This window comes from Dyella marensis (assembly GCF_049532885.1).
Taxonomy (GTDB): Bacteria; Pseudomonadota; Gammaproteobacteria; order Xanthomonadales; family Rhodanobacteraceae; genus Dyella_D; species Dyella_D marensis.
The window spans coordinates 351553-366747 of sequence record NZ_CP064029.1; the positions used below are offsets into that span (position 1 = coordinate 351553).

The window sequence follows — 15195 nt, forward strand, 5'->3', positions numbered from 1 at the left end:
CCGGCCTGCGCCGGAATGACGAGCAGGGTGGCGGCTCGCCTACAATGCCCCGGCTTTTCCTACCGGGTTCCCGCATGCCTGTTCTCCCTGCGCTCAAGGCCGCCCTGCGCTCGCCGCTGTTGCCGTTCTGGCTGGTGATCGCGCTGCTGCCGTTCGGGCGCAGCTCGGAGCTGGGCACCTTCCTGTGCCTGCTCGGCGTCGTGCTGCTGTTCGCGCGGCATCCGCGCGCGCTGGGCGAGCATGCCGGCGCGCGGCTGCTGCTGTGGCTGCTGGGCGCGTATATCGGCGCGGCGCTGCTGTCGTGCTTCGGGGCGGTGGCGCCGGGCAAGAGCTGGTCGACCGTGGCGGCGCTGCTGCGCTACGTGCCGCTGGGGCTGTATGCGTGCTTCGCCATCCGCCGCGCCGGCAAGCTCGATGCGCTTTATGTCGCCGTCGCCGCCGTGCTCGCCGTGTGGGTACTGGATGCCTGGGTGCAGGCGCTGACCGGCTGGAGCCTGGGCGGGCATGCGGAGCAGGAGCGCGTGTCCGGCATTTTCGGCGCCGACAATCTCAAGCTCGGCCCCTCGCTCGCCGTGCTGGCGCCGTTCGCGCTATGGGCCGCGCGCTGGCGCTGGGGACGGCTGGGGCTGGGGCTGGCCGCGCTGGCCTTGCTCGGGCCGGTGCTGCTCTCAGGATCGCGTGCATCGTGGCTTACCTACGCGCTGGTGGTGCTGGCCTTCGCCTGGCGCGAGGCCGGCTCGGCCAGGCGCTTCGTGCTGATCTGCTGCGCCGGCACCCTGGTCGCCGCGGCCGCCGGCGGACTGGCATGGAAGACCTCGGAGCGTTTCCACGCGCGCATGGAAAAGACCTTGCTCGCCTTCCGGGCGTCGGACCACGCGGTGGATACGGCGCTCAGCGGACGGCTGGATATCTGGCGCACCAGCTGGTGGATGTTCGAAGCGCATCCGCTCAACGGCGTCGGCGTGCGCGGCTATCGCTACGTCTATCGCCAGGTGGCGCCGCCGGACGACCACTTCGTGGCCACCGGCGAGAACTGCGGCGCGGGCGAGGGCGCCTGCCATGCGCACCAGGTGGTGCTGGAAGTGCTGAGCGAAACCGGCCTGGCCGGCCTCGCGCTGTGGCTGGCCGGCGCGGTGCTGGCGATACGCCGCTGGCATGCGGCGGGAGCGGCGGCGCGCGCCCGCGCATTTCCCGCCACGGTGGCGCTGGGCGTGATGCTGTTCCCGCTCAATACCCATCTGGCTTTCTATTCGGCGTGGTGGGGCCTGCTGTTCGCCTGGGTGCTGGGCCTGTGGTGCGCCAGCCTGTACGTGGCCGCGGAGGACGCCGATGGCGCGTGAGCCCCTGTCGGTGGTGCTGACCAGCTACAACAGCGCCGCCACGCTCGACGCCTGCCTGGCCAGCGTGCGCTGGGCCGACGAGGTGGTGGTGCTGGATTCGGGCTCCACCGACGCTACGCTCGCCATCGCCGCGCACTACGGCGCGCGCGTCGAGAGCCAGCCCTTCGCCGGCTACAGCGCGCAGAAGCAGGCGGCCATCGACCTGGCGCGGCACGACTGGGTGCTGCTGCTCGACTCCGACGAAGCCATGCCGGCGAACGCCGCGCAGATCATCCAGCACGTGCTCGCGCAGCCGGCGCATGCCGGCTACCTGCTGTGGCGCCGCGAATGGATCTTCTGGCAATGGCAGTCGCCGCGCAGCCGCCTCAATCACTACGTGCGCCTGTTCGACCGCCGCCGCGCGCGCATGAGCGGCCACCGCGTGCACGAGGAAGTCACTGTCGACGGCAGCGTCGGCGTGCTGGACCTGGTGATGGACCACTACGGCGAGCGCGACATCGCCGGCCGAGTGGACAAGGCCAACCGCTATTCCAGCCTGCAGGTGGCGGACCTGGCCGGCCGCCGCGCCAGCGGCCTGCGCCTGCGCATGCTCACCAATGCCTGGGCCGCGTTCTTCCGCTACTACCTGCTGCGCGGGCATTACCGCTCGGGCTGGGCGGGCTTTATCGCCGCGCGCATCCACGCGTTCTATGCGTTCCTGAAGTACGCCAAGCTTTACGAGGCGACGCGGGCGGAGCAGAGGGAAACACGTATCCCTGCGCCGGAGCGCAAGGACGTTTAGCCGTCCATTGGCTTATGCCGCCCGGTCCAGCGGCCACACCTGGCCGCGCAGCGCCGTGATCAGCAGCCCGCAGGCCTCGCGCCGCAGCGCCTCGCGCTTGCGGAAGGCGGAGCGGTGCTTGCTCTCGACCTGGGTCTCGTCGCGCAGCGGCTCCTGCGCGGGCAGGGCGTAGAAGCCGTCAGTGAGCGGCTCGCCCTGGCATTCCTGCCAGAAGGCGTCGTAGTCGGCCTTGATCTTGTCCGCCTCGCCGGCGAACGGATGCGCCAGATTGGCGATGCCGCGCACGCGTTCGATGCCGTATTCGGCGGCGAAAGCCAGCAGCAGCGAGAACAGCAGATTCTTCGGGCGCAGGCCATGGCACTGCCTGGTCAGCTCGCGCACCGCTTCGCGACCCAGCTCCGCCGACGCGCCCTGCATGCAGCCGATCAGCAGGCTGCTGCCTTCGTCGGCCACGGTGAATACCGCGGAGGACAGCATCTGGTCGCTGCTGTTGGTCAGGCACAGCGCCAGCTCGCCTTCGCGGCTGCGGCCGGTGGGGCGGCGCAGTTCGATGCGCAGCTCGCTGTTGTCCTTCAGCGTCAGCGCGCCAATGCGGTAGCCGCCGTGCAGATAGACGCCGTCGGCCATGTCTTCGGGCAACTGCACGAAGGCGAAGCGGAAATGATCGGCGACGATCTCCATCCGGCGCGCGCGGCCGAACCGGCGATTGATGTAATGGTGATGCCAACGCTCCAGCAGCCGCGGATCCTGCGCGAGGATCGCGCTGAGCCGCGGCGAGCCGTACACGAATTGCAGCCACGCGGATTGCCGCCGCGCCATGCGGGCGCAGCGCAGCAGGTATTTCAGCCCGGAGGCGATGCGTTTTGGCGCGGCGCCGCGCCAGTCATGACGATGGCGTAGCGAGCGCAAGAACAAACGAATGGACATGGCGCGCAAGAATGGGGAAACCGCGCATGCCTTGTACTTGAGCAGTCTGTCGCCTGCCTGTCGCGGCTCAATAAACTTCCGGGCTGCGCGGCGGGCGCGTCTTGAAGCGCTTGTGCACCCACAGGTATTGCTCGGGCGCTTCGCGCACCATCTGCTCGATGCTCGCATTCACGCGCGCGGTGTCGAACGCGGCGTCACTGCTGGGGAAATCCTGCAGCGGCGCACCCAGGCGCAGTGCATAGCCGCGGCCGTCGGGCAGGCGGCGATGGAAAAACGGAACGACCAGCGCACCGGACAGGCGCGCCAGGTGATGCGTCGCGGTGATGGTCGCCGCCGGCACGCCGAAGAACGGCACGAAGACATTGTCCTTGCTGCGCATGTCCTGGTCGGGCGCGTACCACAGCGTGCCGCCGCTGCGCAGGTACTTCACCGTGCCGCGGATGTCGTCCTTGTCGAACATGGCGGCGGCGTAGTCCAGGCGCGCGCGCAGCACGGCCCATTCGAACACCGCCGAATCCATGCGCCGGTACATGCCGGCGATGCGGATATGCCGCGATACCAGCCGCGCGCACAGCTCCAGATGCGAGAAATGCCCGCCGACCAGCAGCACGCCCTTGCCCTGCGCCCGCGCGGCTTCCAGGTGCTCCAGGCCTTCCAGCGTCACCGGCACGCGTTCGATCGCGCGCTCGGTGCCCATCCAGCCCAGCGCGAACTCCATCATCATCAGACCGATGTCGCGCAGGTGCGCGTCCACCAGGGCGGCCCGCTCCGGCGCGGACAGCTCCGGAAAGCACAGCGCGATGTTCACTTCGGCGATGTGCCGGCGGCGCGAGGGGAAATGCTGGATAAGCACGCCCAGCCTGCGGCCCACGGTCATGAGCGCGCGGCGCGGCAGGCGTGCGACCAGTTTCAGGATGCCCACGCCCAGCCACGCCGGCCATTGGACCGGGGACAGCAGCTTGGCTTGGAAGGAGGGACGAGGTGCACCGGGCATGAGGGCCGCGATTGTAGCAAGAGCGGGGGCCGCGGCCGGGTGTTTGCCTGCCCCGCGCGGAGGCACTGGCTATACTGCCGCGCCTGCCCTTTCGAGCCCCGCCGTTGCGCTATCTCTACACCCTCGCGATGTACCTGGTGACGCCGATCATCGTGATGCGGCTGCTGGCGCGCGGCGTGCGCTACCGCGACTACCACCGGCGCTGGCGCGAGCGCTTCGGCTTCTACCGCGGCCCGACCCTGCGCGGCAGCATCTGGGTGCATGCGGTGTCGGTGGGCGAGGTGAATGCGGCCGAGCCCCTGATCAAGTCGCTGCGCGAGGCCTACGTCAATGCGCCGCTGGTGGTGACCACGGTGACGCCGACCGGCTCCGAGCGCGTGCGCCAGCTGTTCGGCGACAGCGTGTACCACGTGTACCTGCCGTACGACCTGCCGTTCGCGGTATCGCGCTTCATGCAGCGGGTGCGGCCGCGGCTGGCGATCATCGTGGAGACCGAAATCTGGCCGAATCTCTACTTCGCCTGCAAGAAGCGCGGCATTCCGCTGATGATCGTCAACGCGCGCCTGTCCGAGCGCTCGCTGCGCGGCTACCGCCCGCTGCAGGGGCTGGTGCGCTCGGCGCTGAGCTGCGTGCGGCAGATCGCGGCGCAGTCGCGCACCGACGCGGCGCGCTACCGGCTGCTGGGGGTGGAGCCGGCGCGCATCGTGGTCAGCGGCAATCTGAAATTCGACATGCCGGTGCCATATGCCGCGGTGCAGGCCGGCGAGGAGCTGCGCCGGCAATGGGGCCATCTGCGGCCGGTGTGGATCGCCGGCAGCACGCACGAGGGCGAGGAGCTGCCCGTGCTGGAAGCGCACCTGCAGGTGCTCAAGCGCCTGCCGGACGCCTTGCTGCTGATCGCGCCGCGCCATCCGGAGCGTTTCAAGCTGGTGGAAAGCGCGGTGCGCAGCCTGGGTTTCAGCATGGCCACGCGCAGCGCCGACCGCGTGCCGACCGCTGCGCACCAGGTGTTCGTGATCGACGCCATGGGTGAGCTGATGCAGTTCTACGCCGCGGCGGACCTCGCCTTCGTCGGCGGCAGCCTGGTGCCGATCGGCGGGCACAACGTGCTGGAGCCGGCGGCGCTGTCGCGGCCGGTGCTGGTGGGGCCGCACACCTTCAATTTCGAGGAAATCACCCTGACCCTGATCGGCGAAGGCGCCGCGGTGCGCCTCAACGACGCCAGCGAGCTGGGCACCGCCGTGCTGCAGCTGCTGCGCGACGCGGAGCGGCGCAAGAGCATGGGCCTGCATGCGCAGGTGGTGTTCGACCGCGAGCGCGGCGCGGTGCAGCGGGTGATGGAGCTGATCGACAAGCAGCTGCAGGAATGAGCGGCTCGTTCAGGGCATGAAAAAAGGCCGGGCAATGCCCGGCCTTTTCGTTTGCGCGTGCTGAACCTGCTTACTGCAGCAGCGCGTTGACCGCTTCCAGGTCGGGCATGTCGATGGTGCCCGCCGACTGCTTCAGCTGCAGCTTGTTGAGGATGAAGGCGTGGCGCGCCTGCGAGTAGCTGCTCTGCGCCTGGGTCAGGGTCTGAATCGCGTTGAGCACGTTCAGCATGGTCTGGGTGCCCACGTCGAAGCCGGCGCGGGTGGCTTCCAGCGCCTTCTGGCCGGATTCGACCGAAGCGCGGTTCGCCTGCACCTGCAGGATGCCGGCGCCGACCGAGCGGTAGTAGTTGAGCGTGTCGCGCGAGACCTGGCGGCGGGTGGATTCCAGCGAATCCTGCGCCGCGTCGCGGTTGTAGATCGACTGGCGCACGCGTGACTGGGTGCCGAAGCCTTCGAAGATCGGCACCGACAGGGTCAGGCCGGCGGTGGTGCCCCAGCGGCCGTTGCCGGGGGTGACCAGGCCGCCGTTCTCGGCCCAGGCATTGGTCTGGCCGCGGGTGACCGTGGCGTTGATGGTCGGCAGGTGGCCGGCGCGCGCCGTGTCGATGCTGTGCTCGGCCGCTTCCACGCTGTACTGCTGCGAGAGCACGTTCGGGTTGTGCTTGAGCGCCTCTTCCACCCAGGTGTTCGGGTCGGCCGGCGAGGGCGCGTCCATCGGCAGGTCGTCGCGCAGCTTCTTCAGCTCGGTGACCGGCTGGCCGGTGATCTGGCGCAGCGCTTCCTTGGCGTCGTTGAGCGAATTCTCGGCGGAGATGGTCTGCGCCTTGGCCAGCTCGTAGTACGACTTGGCCTGGTACACGTCGGTGATCGCGGCCAGGCCGACCTTGAAGCGCTGGTCCGCCTGCTCGTAGGCCTGGCGGTAGGCTTCTTCGTTGGCCTTGTTGAAGGTCAGCGTGTCCTGCGCGGTGAGCACGCCGAAGTAGGCCTGCGTGACGCGCACGTACAGGTTCTGCAGCGCGGCCTGGTAGAGCTGTTCCTGCGCGTCGGACTGCGAGCGGGCGGTTTTCAGGCCCGTCCACTTGCTGATGTCCAGCACGCTCTGGCTCAGGGTGGCGTTCTCGGTGCGCGAGCGCGAATGGCCGCCGGCGGAGTCCTGGCTGTTGTTGCCGCTGTACTGGTTGAAGGTCAACCCCGCGCTCAGCTGCGGCAGCATCAGTGCGCGCGCCTGCGTGATGCCCTCGCCGGTGGCCTGGCGGTTGGCGTCGGACTGCGCCAGCACCGGATCGTTAGCGCGGGCTTCTCGGTATGCATCCAGCAAATCCTCGCTGTGGCCGGACAACGGAAGCGCCGTCAGGGCCAGGGCAAGGGTCAGAAGCTTCAAACGCATGGGTTGCCTCTTGGGGAATGGGAAATCGGGTCAGGTCAGAAAACGAATTTGCGCGGCGGCTCGGCGTGCACCAGGTAGGGCAGGTCGGTCTCGAGGATGCTCTCCTCGCGATAGCGGCCTTCGCCCTCGTGGGTCAGCAGCACCATCTGCTGCACCGGCGACTCGCCGCGCACCGCCAGCAGGCGGCCGCCCGGCTTGAGCCAGCCGAGGAAACGCTGGGGAATTTCATACACGGCGCCGGTTACCACCACCGCATCGAACTGGCCGGCAGGCTGCCAGGCCTTGACCGCCTCGCCCGTGGCGAGCGTCACGTTGTCGATGCCCGCCTGCGCGATGCGCTGCGCCGCGGCGGCGATGAAGTCGGCATGGATATCGACGCTGGTGACATGGCCGGACAGGCTGGCCATGCAGGCGGTGAGGAAGCCCGAGCCCGTGCCGATTTCCAGCACGTGTTCCGTTTCCTTCAGCTCCAGCGCCTGCAGCACGCGGCCTTCCAGCACCGGCTTGAGCATGCTCTCGCCATGGCCGATCGGCAGGCCGACGTCGGCATAGGCCAGCGCACGATGCTCCGGGGCGACGAACTGGTCGCGGTGCAGGCGGCCGAGCACGTCGAGCACGCGCGCGTCCAGCACCTCCCAGGGGCGCACCTGGTTTTCCACCATGTTCTGCCGCGCCTGTTCGAAGTTCATCGCCATGGTCAGCCTACGTCCCGTGCAAAGTCGAAAAAAGGTCAGAAAGGATAAGCGCTTAGACCAGTCCCGACAATGTTCAAAAGCCTGGAGCTTGCCTGCTTCCCCACGAAGTGCCGGAAGTCACCGCGACGAGCTGACGGAAGTCATGCGCAGCGCGGTGTCCGCGGACACTCAAGCCGTCAGGCGACGGTTATCCGCCCGCTTGGCGGCGATGTCCACCGGCAGGCGTGCGAACGCATCTTCGGTCGCTTGTCCGAGCGCCGCATCCAGCAGCCGGATGCGCGGCAGCAGGGCCGGCTGCCGGCGGCTTTCCGCCGCGACCGCCAGCCACGCCAGCCAGCGCGCGATGCGGTGGCGCTCGGGCGCATTCAGCGCGGCCAGCGCCACGCGCACGGCGAAAGCGCGGCGGCGGGCAAGCGCCTGGCCATGCTCCAGCCACGCGGCAAGCATGCGCTGGGCATGGCGATAAGGGCCGCTGAGAGTGAGTTCTGCGATAGTAGAGGTCATGGGTCGGCCGTTCAGGACGGCGGTGGAAAATAAGTAAACCGGCGCGTATACTAAACCCCGGTTATCCCTTTGTGAAGGTGTAGAACGGCATGAACACGATCGCGCAAACCAAGCCCCAGGGTCCTGGCCGCCCTAAGGACATGGAGAAGCGCGCCGCGATCCTGGAGGCCGCCAAGGGCCTGTTCGTGCGCAACGCCTTCGCCGGCACCAGCATGGACGCCGTGGCCGCCGAGGCGGGCGTGTCCAAGCTCACCGTCTACAGCCACTTCGGCGACAAGGACAACCTGTTCCGCGAGGTGATCCGCGCGCACATCCAGGACCTGCTGCCGGAAGACACCTACCTGTACGACCCGGCCACGGAGATCAGCGACCTGCTCATGCGCGTCGCCATGACCCACGCCCACATCGACTGCGACCCGAAGAACGTCGGCACCTTCCGCGCCATCCTCAGCGACTGCCGCCAGGGCAATCCGCGCTACGGCAAGCTGCTGTGGGAAGAAGGCCCCACCCGCACGCACAAGCTGATGGAACGCCTGCTGGAACAGGCGGTTGACGACGGCAAGCTGGAGATCGAGAACGTCGCCCAGGCCAGCGTGCAGTTCCTGGCCCTGATCAAGGGCGACCTCGTGCTGCGCCGCATGTTCGGCTGCGACGGCTGCCAGGACGCCTTCGCCAGCGAGGTGGAATCGAACGCCCGCGCCGGCGTGTCCACCTTCCTGCGCGCCTACCTGCCGCGCTGAATCCCCCTCTTCACGCCGCGTACTCGCCCGTATCCGGCGATTCGTGCTTGAATATCAGCCTTCTGGAAGCGGGGGTGCCGACCACGGTCGGCTGAGAGAGTCCCTTCGAACCTGATCCGGTTAGCACCGGTGTAGGGAGCTTCGCCGCACGATCCCAAGCCTGCTGAACCCAGGCAGTTCGTGCCTCCGGCGCCGCCGCTTCGTGTTTCCCCGCCTCACGAAGGACGCCACGCCGATGAATGCCCAGCCCAACGATCTCGCGCGCGCCGCGCAGGAACTCTCCGAGGCCGTTACCCGGCCGATCCCCGGTTCGCGGAAGATCCACGTGCAGGGCAGCCGCCCCGACCTCCGCGTGCCGCTGCGCGAAATCTGCCAGGCCAGGACGCCCACCCTGTTCGGCGGCGAAGACAACCCGCCCGTCACCGTCTACGACACCTCCGGCCCGTACACCGACCCGAGCTACCAGGTCGACCTGGCCGCCGGCCTGCCCACCCTGCGCGCGGCCTGGATCGAAGAGCGCGGCGACGTCGAGCGCCTCACCGGCCTCAGCTCCGACTTCGGCCGCCAGCGCGCCGCCGACGCCAAGCTGGACCCGATCCGCTTCCGCCATCACCTGCGCCAGCCGCTGCGCGCCAAGGCCGGCGCCAATGTCACGCAGATGCACTACGCGCGCCAGGGCATCGTCACGCCGGAGATGGAATACATCGCCATCCGCGAGAACCAGAAGCTCGAGGCGCTGGCCGAGAGCGCGCTGCGCAACCAGCATCCGGGCCAGTCCTTCGGCGCCTCGCTGCCGCGCCTGATCACGCCGGAATTCGTGCGCGACGAAGTGGCCCGCGGCCGCGCGATCATCCCCGCCAACATCAACCATCCGGAAAGCGAGCCGATGATCATCGGCCGCAATTTCCTTACCAAGATCAACGCCAACATCGGCAACAGCGCCGTGTCCTCCGGCATCGCCGAGGAAGTGGAGAAGCTGGTGTGGTCGATCCGCTGGGGCGGCGACACGGTGATGGACCTGAGCACCGGCAAGAACATCCACGAAACCCGCGAGTGGATCATCCGCAACTCGCCGGTGCCGATCGGCACCGTGCCGATCTACCAGGCGCTGGAGAAAGTGGGCGGCGTGGCCGAGGAACTCACCTGGGAGCTGTTCCGCGACACCCTCGTCGAGCAGGCCGAACAGGGCGTGGACTACTTCACCATCCACGCCGGCGTGCTGCTGCGCTTCGTGCCGCTCACGGCCCGGCGCGTCACCGGCATCGTCTCGCGCGGCGGCTCGATCATGGCCAAGTGGTGCCTGGCCCATCACCGTGAGAATTTCCTCTATACGCACTTCGAGGAAATCTGCGAAATCATGAAGGCGTACGACGTGTCCTTCAGCCTCGGCGACGGCCTGCGCCCGGGCTGCGTGGCCGACGCCAACGACGCCGCCCAGTTCGGCGAGCTGGACACCCTGGGCGAGCTCACCCAGATCGCCTGGAAGCACGACGTGCAGACCATGATCGAAGGCCCCGGCCACGTGCCGATGCAGCTGATCAAGGAAAACATGGAGCGCCAGCTGGAGAAGTGCCACGAGGCGCCGTTCTACACCCTGGGGCCGCTGACCACCGACATCGCGCCGGGCTACGACCACATCACCTCGGCCATCGGCGCGGCGATGATCGGCTGGTTCGGCACCGCCATGCTCTGCTACGTCACGCCGAAGGAACACCTCGGCCTGCCGAACAAGCAGGACGTGCGCGACGGCATCATCGCCTACAAGATCGCCGCGCACGCGGCGGATCTCGCCAAGGGCCACCCCGGCGCGCAGGTGCGCGACAACGCGCTGTCCAAGGCGCGCTTCGAGTTCCGCTGGGACGACCAGTTCAACCTGGGTCTGGATCCGGAAAAGGCCAAGGAATTCCACGACGAGACGCTGCCCAAGGACGCGCACAAGTCCGCGCACTTCTGCTCGATGTGCGGGCCGAAATTCTGCTCGATGAAGATCACCCAGGACGTGCGCGACTACGCCGCCGAGCACGGCGTCGACGAGACCGCCGCGCTGGACGAGGGCATGGCGGAGAAGGCCGCCGAGTTCCGCGAGCAGGGTTCGGAGGTCTACCACCGCGCCTGAGCCGCGAGGCGCTGGCCCGGCCGAAGCCGCGCGTCCCTGCGACGCGCGGCTTTTTTCTGAAGCGCCGCGCTGTCTCGCCGCGTCATCCCGCGCTACCTTTAGCGCGTTCATGCCCCGACCGGAGCCCGAGGAAATCCACCGATGCAAGCGACGGACCCGACCGCCAGGCCGAACCACGCCGTCTTGCGCGTGGCCTTGGTCGCGCTGGCCCTGCCCCTGCTGATCGCCTGCATCGCGCTGTGGTGGTGGGACCGCGAGCCGAACCTGGTCAACCCATCGACGCCGCCGCGCACCGAACAGGTGGCGATGAAGCGGCCGATGACGCCGGGCGCCGCCACCACCATCAGCGTGATACGCGCGGTGCAGGGCCTGGCCGGCCGGCATGCGCATCCGCTGCGCGGCCACCATCATCCACAGGGCGCGGACATGCAGGACACGCCCGGCTGGGAGCGCGGTTCGCTGATGGCCTCGCGCGATCTGCTGCACGCCCTGCGCGAAGACTTCGCGCGGCCGCAGGCGCCGCTGATGGAAGACAAGGACCTGGCCGCCGCCGACGCGCTGCTCGCCAGCCGTCCCGGCCATCTGCCGCTGCGCAGCGCCGAAAGCCAGTACCGCAAGGTGGCCGACCATCTGCTCGATTATCTCGACCGCCTGACCGACGACGACCCGGACAACGCGCATTTCTATCTCAGCGCCGCCGCGCTGGCCGACTACCTGGAAGTGGTCAGCGACCGCCTCGACACGCTGCAGGAGCGCCTGGCCGCCGGCATGATCCCGCCGCATCCCGGCGAATTCACGCCGCCGCGCTGGCCCATCGTCGCCTCCGCCCTGGCCATGCGCCGCGGCGGCCTGCCGTGGCGCCATGCCGACGAGACCTTGTACGAAGCGCGCGGTTACACCACCACCCTGCTGACGCAGATGAAGGCGTTCCAGCACGACTTCGGCCCCACCCTGAAGAGCGAGCAGGCGAAGCAAGACCTGCGCGAAGCCATCCACGAGCTGGAAGCGCTGCAGTCCGGCCCCGCCAATCCGCTGGCGCTGGACGGTGCGCCGATGGTGCGCCTGCCCGAGCACGCGCTGGCGCTGGCCGACGCGGTCGAACGCATCGACGATGCGGTGTTCGATCTGTGCGAAGAGCTGCGTAAAGCCCCGAATCCGGCATAGGCATAGGTTGGGGTGAGCGCAGCGAACCCCAACAAACCTGCAGGTGTCCGCGCCGTTGGGGTTCGCCTTTGGCTCACCCCAACCTACGCCGGTGTCATTGCCTCGGCGACGTAATCCAGGAAACAGCGGATACGCGATGCCAATTGCGTATTGCGGTAGTACACCGCGTTGATCGGCTGGCGCACGTCCAGCGTGTCGCGCGCCAGCACCTGCACCAGCCGTCCCTCGGCCTGGTCTTGCGCGGTGAGGTAGTCGGCCAGGCAGGCGATGCCGTCGCCGGCCAGCGCGAGCTGGCGCAGCGTTTCGCCGCTGGAGGCGAGCAGGGTGGGCGCGATGCGCAGGCTGTCGCCCTGGGCGTGGCGCAGCGGCCAGTCGTTCAAGGTTTCGGTGAAGGTGAAGCCCAGCAGGCTGTGGCGCGACAGATCGCGCACATGGCGCGGCTGGCCGCGCTGCTTCAAATAAGCCGGGCTGGCCAGGATGCGCAGGCGGCTCAGGCCCAGCGGCCGCGCATGCAGGGTGGAATCGCGCAGCGCGCCGATGCGGATCGCCACGTCGGTGCGCTGTTCCAGCAGGTCGATGATCTGGTCGCTGGTATTGAGTTCCAGCTCGATCTCCGGAAAGCGCGCGCGGAAACCGCCGACCAGCGGCACGATCACGTGCAGCATGAAGGGCGAGGCCGCGTTCACGCGCAGGCGCCCGGCCGGTTTCTGCCGGCGCGCGGTCATCTCGTCTTCGGCGTCTTCCACCGCGGCCACGATCTGCCGCGCGCGGTCCAGAAAAAACCGGCCTTCCTCGGTCAGCTCCAGCCGCCGCGTGGTGCGGCGGAGCAGGGTGGTGTCCAGCTTGCCCTCCAGCCGGCTCAGCGAGCGGCTGATGCCGGAGACAGTCTGGCCCAGCTGCTCGGCCGCGGCGGTGATGGAGCCGGTGTCCACCACGGTCGCAAAGGTCTGCAACTCGTCCAAGCTGGTCTTCATTATTGCTTCCTGGGCAAGACTCTTTCGCTGTTTAGCAGGTTTTTCTGAAAGAGTCGCGTGCCGAAACTAGGCGCATTCTTTCAAAGATCCGGAGCGCAACCATGCCGCTTGCCCTGCTGGCGCTGACCATCAGCGCCTTCGCCATCGGCACGACGGAGTTCGTCATCGTCGGCCTCATCCCCACCATCGCGGGCGACCTCGGCGTCGGCCTGCCGTCCGCCGGGCTGCTGGTCAGCCTGTACGCGCTGGGCGTCGCGCTCGGCGCGCCGCTGCTTACCGCGCTCACCGGCCGCGTGCCGCGCAAGGCGCTGCTGCTGTCGCTGATGGTGCTGTTCACCATCGGCAACCTGCTGGCCTGGAAAGCGCCGGGCTATGAAGCGCTGGTGATCGCGCGCGTGCTCACCGGCCTTGCCCATGGCGTGTTCTTCTCGATCGGCTCGACCATCGCCACCAGCCTGGTGCCGAAGGAAAAGGCCGCCAGCGCCATCGCCATCATGTTCACCGGCCTGACCGTGGCGCTGGTGACCGGCGTGCCGCTGGGCACCTTCATCGGCCAGCACCTGGGCTGGCAGTCCACCTTCCTGGCGGTGTCGGCGCTGGGCGTGATCGCCTTCCTCGGCAGCCTGGCCTTCGTGCCGCGCGATATCCCGCACCAGGCGCCGGCCTCGCTGCTGCAACAGGCCGCCGTGCTGCGCCAGCCGCGGCTGCTGCTGGTGTATGCGATGACCGCGGTGGGCTATGGCGGCTCCTTCGTCGCCTTCACCTTTCTCTCGCCGATCCTGCAGAACGTCACCGGTTTCAGCGAAGGCGCGGTGAGCCTGGTGCTGCTGGTCTACGGTGTGTCGGTGGCGGTGGGCAATCTGTGGGGCGGCAGGCTGGCCGACCGGCGCGGCCCGATCGGCGCGCTGAAAGTGATCTTCCTCGGCCTGGCCGCCGTGCTCGGCGTGCTCACTTTCACCGCGCACGTGCCGTGGCTGGCGCTGCTCACGGTGCTGGCCTGGGGCGCGGTGGCGTTCGGCAATGTGCCGGGCCTGCAGGTGTACGTGGTGCAGCAGGCGGAGCGTTATGCGCCGCAGGCGGTGGACGTGGCCTCGGGCCTGAACATCGCCGCGTTCAATCTCGGCATCGCCGGCGGCGCCTGGGGCGGCGGCTTGATCGTCGCCCACGTCGGCCTCATCCACACCGCGTGGATCGGCGCGCTGGTGGTATTGGGCGCGCTGGCGCTCACCGCCTGGAGCGGACGCCTGGACCGCCGCGACCCGCAGTTCGCCGCCATCGCAAGCCGCGCTTCGGCCTACGCGGGCGGCCATTGATTTCCTTTCCCTGTTACGGAGTCTCCCCATGAGCATCCCCGCCTTCGGCCTCGGCACGTTCCGCCTCAAGGGCCAGACCGTCATCGACTCGGTGCGCGACGCGCTCGATGTCGGCTACCGCGCCATCGACACCGCGCAGATCTACGACAACGAGGCCGATATCGGCCAGGCGCTGGCCGACAGCCAGCTGCCGCGCAGCGAGCTGTTCATCACCACCAAGATCTGGACCGATAACCTCGCGCCCGGGCGCCTGATCCCCAGCCTGCGCGAAAGCCTGCAGCGCTTGCGCACGGATCACGTCGAGCTCACCCTGATCCACTGGCCTTCGCCCAAGGGTGCGGTGCCGTTGAACGAATCGCTGGATGCGCTGCGCGAAGCGCAGGCGGCGGGGCTGACGAAGCAGTTCGGCGTGTCCAACTTCACCGTCGACCTGCTGCGCCAGAGCATCGATCTGGCTGGCGCCGCGAACATCGCCACCAATCAGGTGGAAATCCATCCTTATCTGCAGAACCGCAAGCTGGCGGAATTCGCCAAGGCGCAGGGTGTCCATCTCACGTCGTACATGACGCTGGCCTACGGCAAGGTGCTGCAGGATCCGGTGATCGTGGATATCGCCAGGCGCCATGGCGCCACGCCGGCGCAGGTGGCCTTGGCCTGGGCGCTGCGGCTGGGATATTCGGTGATTCCGTCGTCGACCAAGCGGGCGAACCTCGCCAGTAATCTCGAAGCGGAAAAGCTGAAGCTGGACGATGAGGATATGGCGCGCATTGCCACGCTGGATCGTGGGGAGCGTCTTGCCAATCCGGCGAGCCTGGCGCCGGCCTGGGACTGAAACGAGCTTGAGCCCCTCTCCCATCGGGAGAGGGGTTGGGGTGAGGGTACGGGCGGAG

Annotated in this window: 14 protein-coding genes and 1 riboswitch; of the genes, 8 read left to right on the plus strand and 6 right to left on the minus strand. The window is 68.4% G+C overall.

All coding sequences use genetic code 11. The features are described from left to right. Positions 1-74: 74 nt before the first annotated feature. Both ISN75_RS01465 and ISN75_RS01470 read left to right on the plus strand, forming a co-directional pair. Positions 75-1340 carry an O-antigen ligase family protein gene (locus tag ISN75_RS01465; RefSeq protein ID WP_343819139.1) on the plus strand — a complete coding sequence of 422 codons (1266 nt, stop codon included), beginning with the start codon at positions 75-77 and terminating at the stop codon, positions 1338-1340. After that, entirely contained in the window at positions 1330-2121 is a 792-nt protein-coding gene (locus tag ISN75_RS01470) for a glycosyltransferase family 2 protein (RefSeq protein WP_167255291.1), read from the plus strand. Before ISN75_RS01465 ends, ISN75_RS01470 begins: the two co-directional genes overlap by 11 nt. A 12-nt stretch (positions 2122-2133) precedes the next feature. On the opposite strand, the gene ISN75_RS01475 is transcribed toward ISN75_RS01470, so the two are convergent. After that, positions 2134-3048, minus strand: coding sequence for a VirK/YbjX family protein (locus ISN75_RS01475; RefSeq protein ID WP_343819137.1), 915 nt, complete (start codon positions 3046-3048; stop codon positions 2134-2136). A 67-nt stretch (positions 3049-3115) separates the two neighbouring features. Next, positions 3116-4042, minus strand: coding sequence for an LpxL/LpxP family Kdo(2)-lipid IV(A) lauroyl/palmitoleoyl acyltransferase (gene lpxL / locus ISN75_RS01480; RefSeq protein ID WP_343819135.1), 927 nt, complete (start codon positions 4040-4042; stop codon positions 3116-3118). 104 nt (positions 4043-4146) lie between these two features. Between lpxL and waaA the strand changes: the two genes are divergently transcribed. Further along, positions 4147-5412, plus strand: coding sequence for a lipid IV(A) 3-deoxy-D-manno-octulosonic acid transferase (waaA, locus tag ISN75_RS01485; protein WP_167255297.1), 1266 nt, complete (start codon positions 4147-4149; stop codon positions 5410-5412). A 70-nt stretch (positions 5413-5482) separates the two neighbouring features. On the opposite strand, the gene ISN75_RS01490 is transcribed toward waaA, so the two are convergent. The 3 genes from ISN75_RS01490 to ISN75_RS01500 form a co-directional block, all read right to left on the minus strand. Beyond that, positions 5483-6799 (minus strand): TolC family outer membrane protein, encoded by a 1317-nt coding sequence (locus tag ISN75_RS01490; protein WP_168649171.1) that lies wholly within the window; start codon positions 6797-6799, stop codon positions 5483-5485. A 35-nt stretch (positions 6800-6834) separates the two neighbouring features. Next, the gene (locus tag ISN75_RS01495; protein ID WP_167255301.1) at positions 6835-7494 is read right to left on the minus strand and encodes a protein-L-isoaspartate O-methyltransferase family protein; all 660 of its coding nucleotides are present in this window, start codon (positions 7492-7494) and stop codon (positions 6835-6837) included. 168 nt (positions 7495-7662) lie between these two features. Beyond that, positions 7663-7998 (minus strand): hypothetical protein, encoded by a 336-nt coding sequence (locus ISN75_RS01500; RefSeq protein WP_167255303.1) that lies wholly within the window; start codon positions 7996-7998, stop codon positions 7663-7665. An 89-nt stretch (positions 7999-8087) separates the two neighbouring features. On the opposite strand from ISN75_RS01500, the gene ISN75_RS01505 reads away from it, so the two are divergent. From ISN75_RS01505 to ISN75_RS01515, 3 genes are all read left to right on the plus strand, one after another. Further along, positions 8088-8738 carry a TetR/AcrR family transcriptional regulator gene (locus tag ISN75_RS01505; protein ID WP_167255305.1) on the plus strand — a complete coding sequence of 217 codons (651 nt, stop codon included), beginning with the start codon at positions 8088-8090 and terminating at the stop codon, positions 8736-8738. Between the two features lie 60 nt (positions 8739-8798). Then, positions 8799-8893: riboswitch (TPP riboswitch) on the plus strand. An 80-nt stretch (positions 8894-8973) separates the two neighbouring features. After that, positions 8974-10854 (plus strand): phosphomethylpyrimidine synthase ThiC, encoded by a 1881-nt coding sequence (thiC, locus tag ISN75_RS01510; RefSeq protein WP_167255307.1) that lies wholly within the window; start codon positions 8974-8976, stop codon positions 10852-10854. A 141-nt stretch (positions 10855-10995) separates the two neighbouring features. After that, on the plus strand, positions 10996-12018 hold the full coding sequence (locus ISN75_RS01515) for a DUF2333 family protein (protein WP_167255309.1): 1023 nt from the start codon (positions 10996-10998) through the stop codon (positions 12016-12018). An 83-nt stretch (positions 12019-12101) separates the two neighbouring features. Here the strand turns inward: ISN75_RS01515 and ISN75_RS01520 are convergent, their stop codons facing one another. Beyond that, positions 12102-12992, minus strand: a complete 891-nt coding sequence (locus ISN75_RS01520) for a LysR family transcriptional regulator (RefSeq protein WP_167255311.1) — start codon at positions 12990-12992, stop codon at positions 12102-12104. Between the two features lie 101 nt (positions 12993-13093). On the opposite strand from ISN75_RS01520, the gene ISN75_RS01525 reads away from it, so the two are divergent. Continuing rightward, positions 13094-14305, plus strand: coding sequence for an MFS transporter (locus tag ISN75_RS01525; protein WP_343819130.1), 1212 nt, complete (start codon positions 13094-13096; stop codon positions 14303-14305). Positions 14306-14333: 28 nt separating this feature from the next. Then, entirely contained in the window at positions 14334-15137 is an 804-nt protein-coding gene (gene dkgB, locus ISN75_RS01530; protein WP_343819128.1) for a 2,5-didehydrogluconate reductase DkgB, read from the plus strand. The last annotated feature ends 58 nt before the right edge of the window (positions 15138-15195 follow it).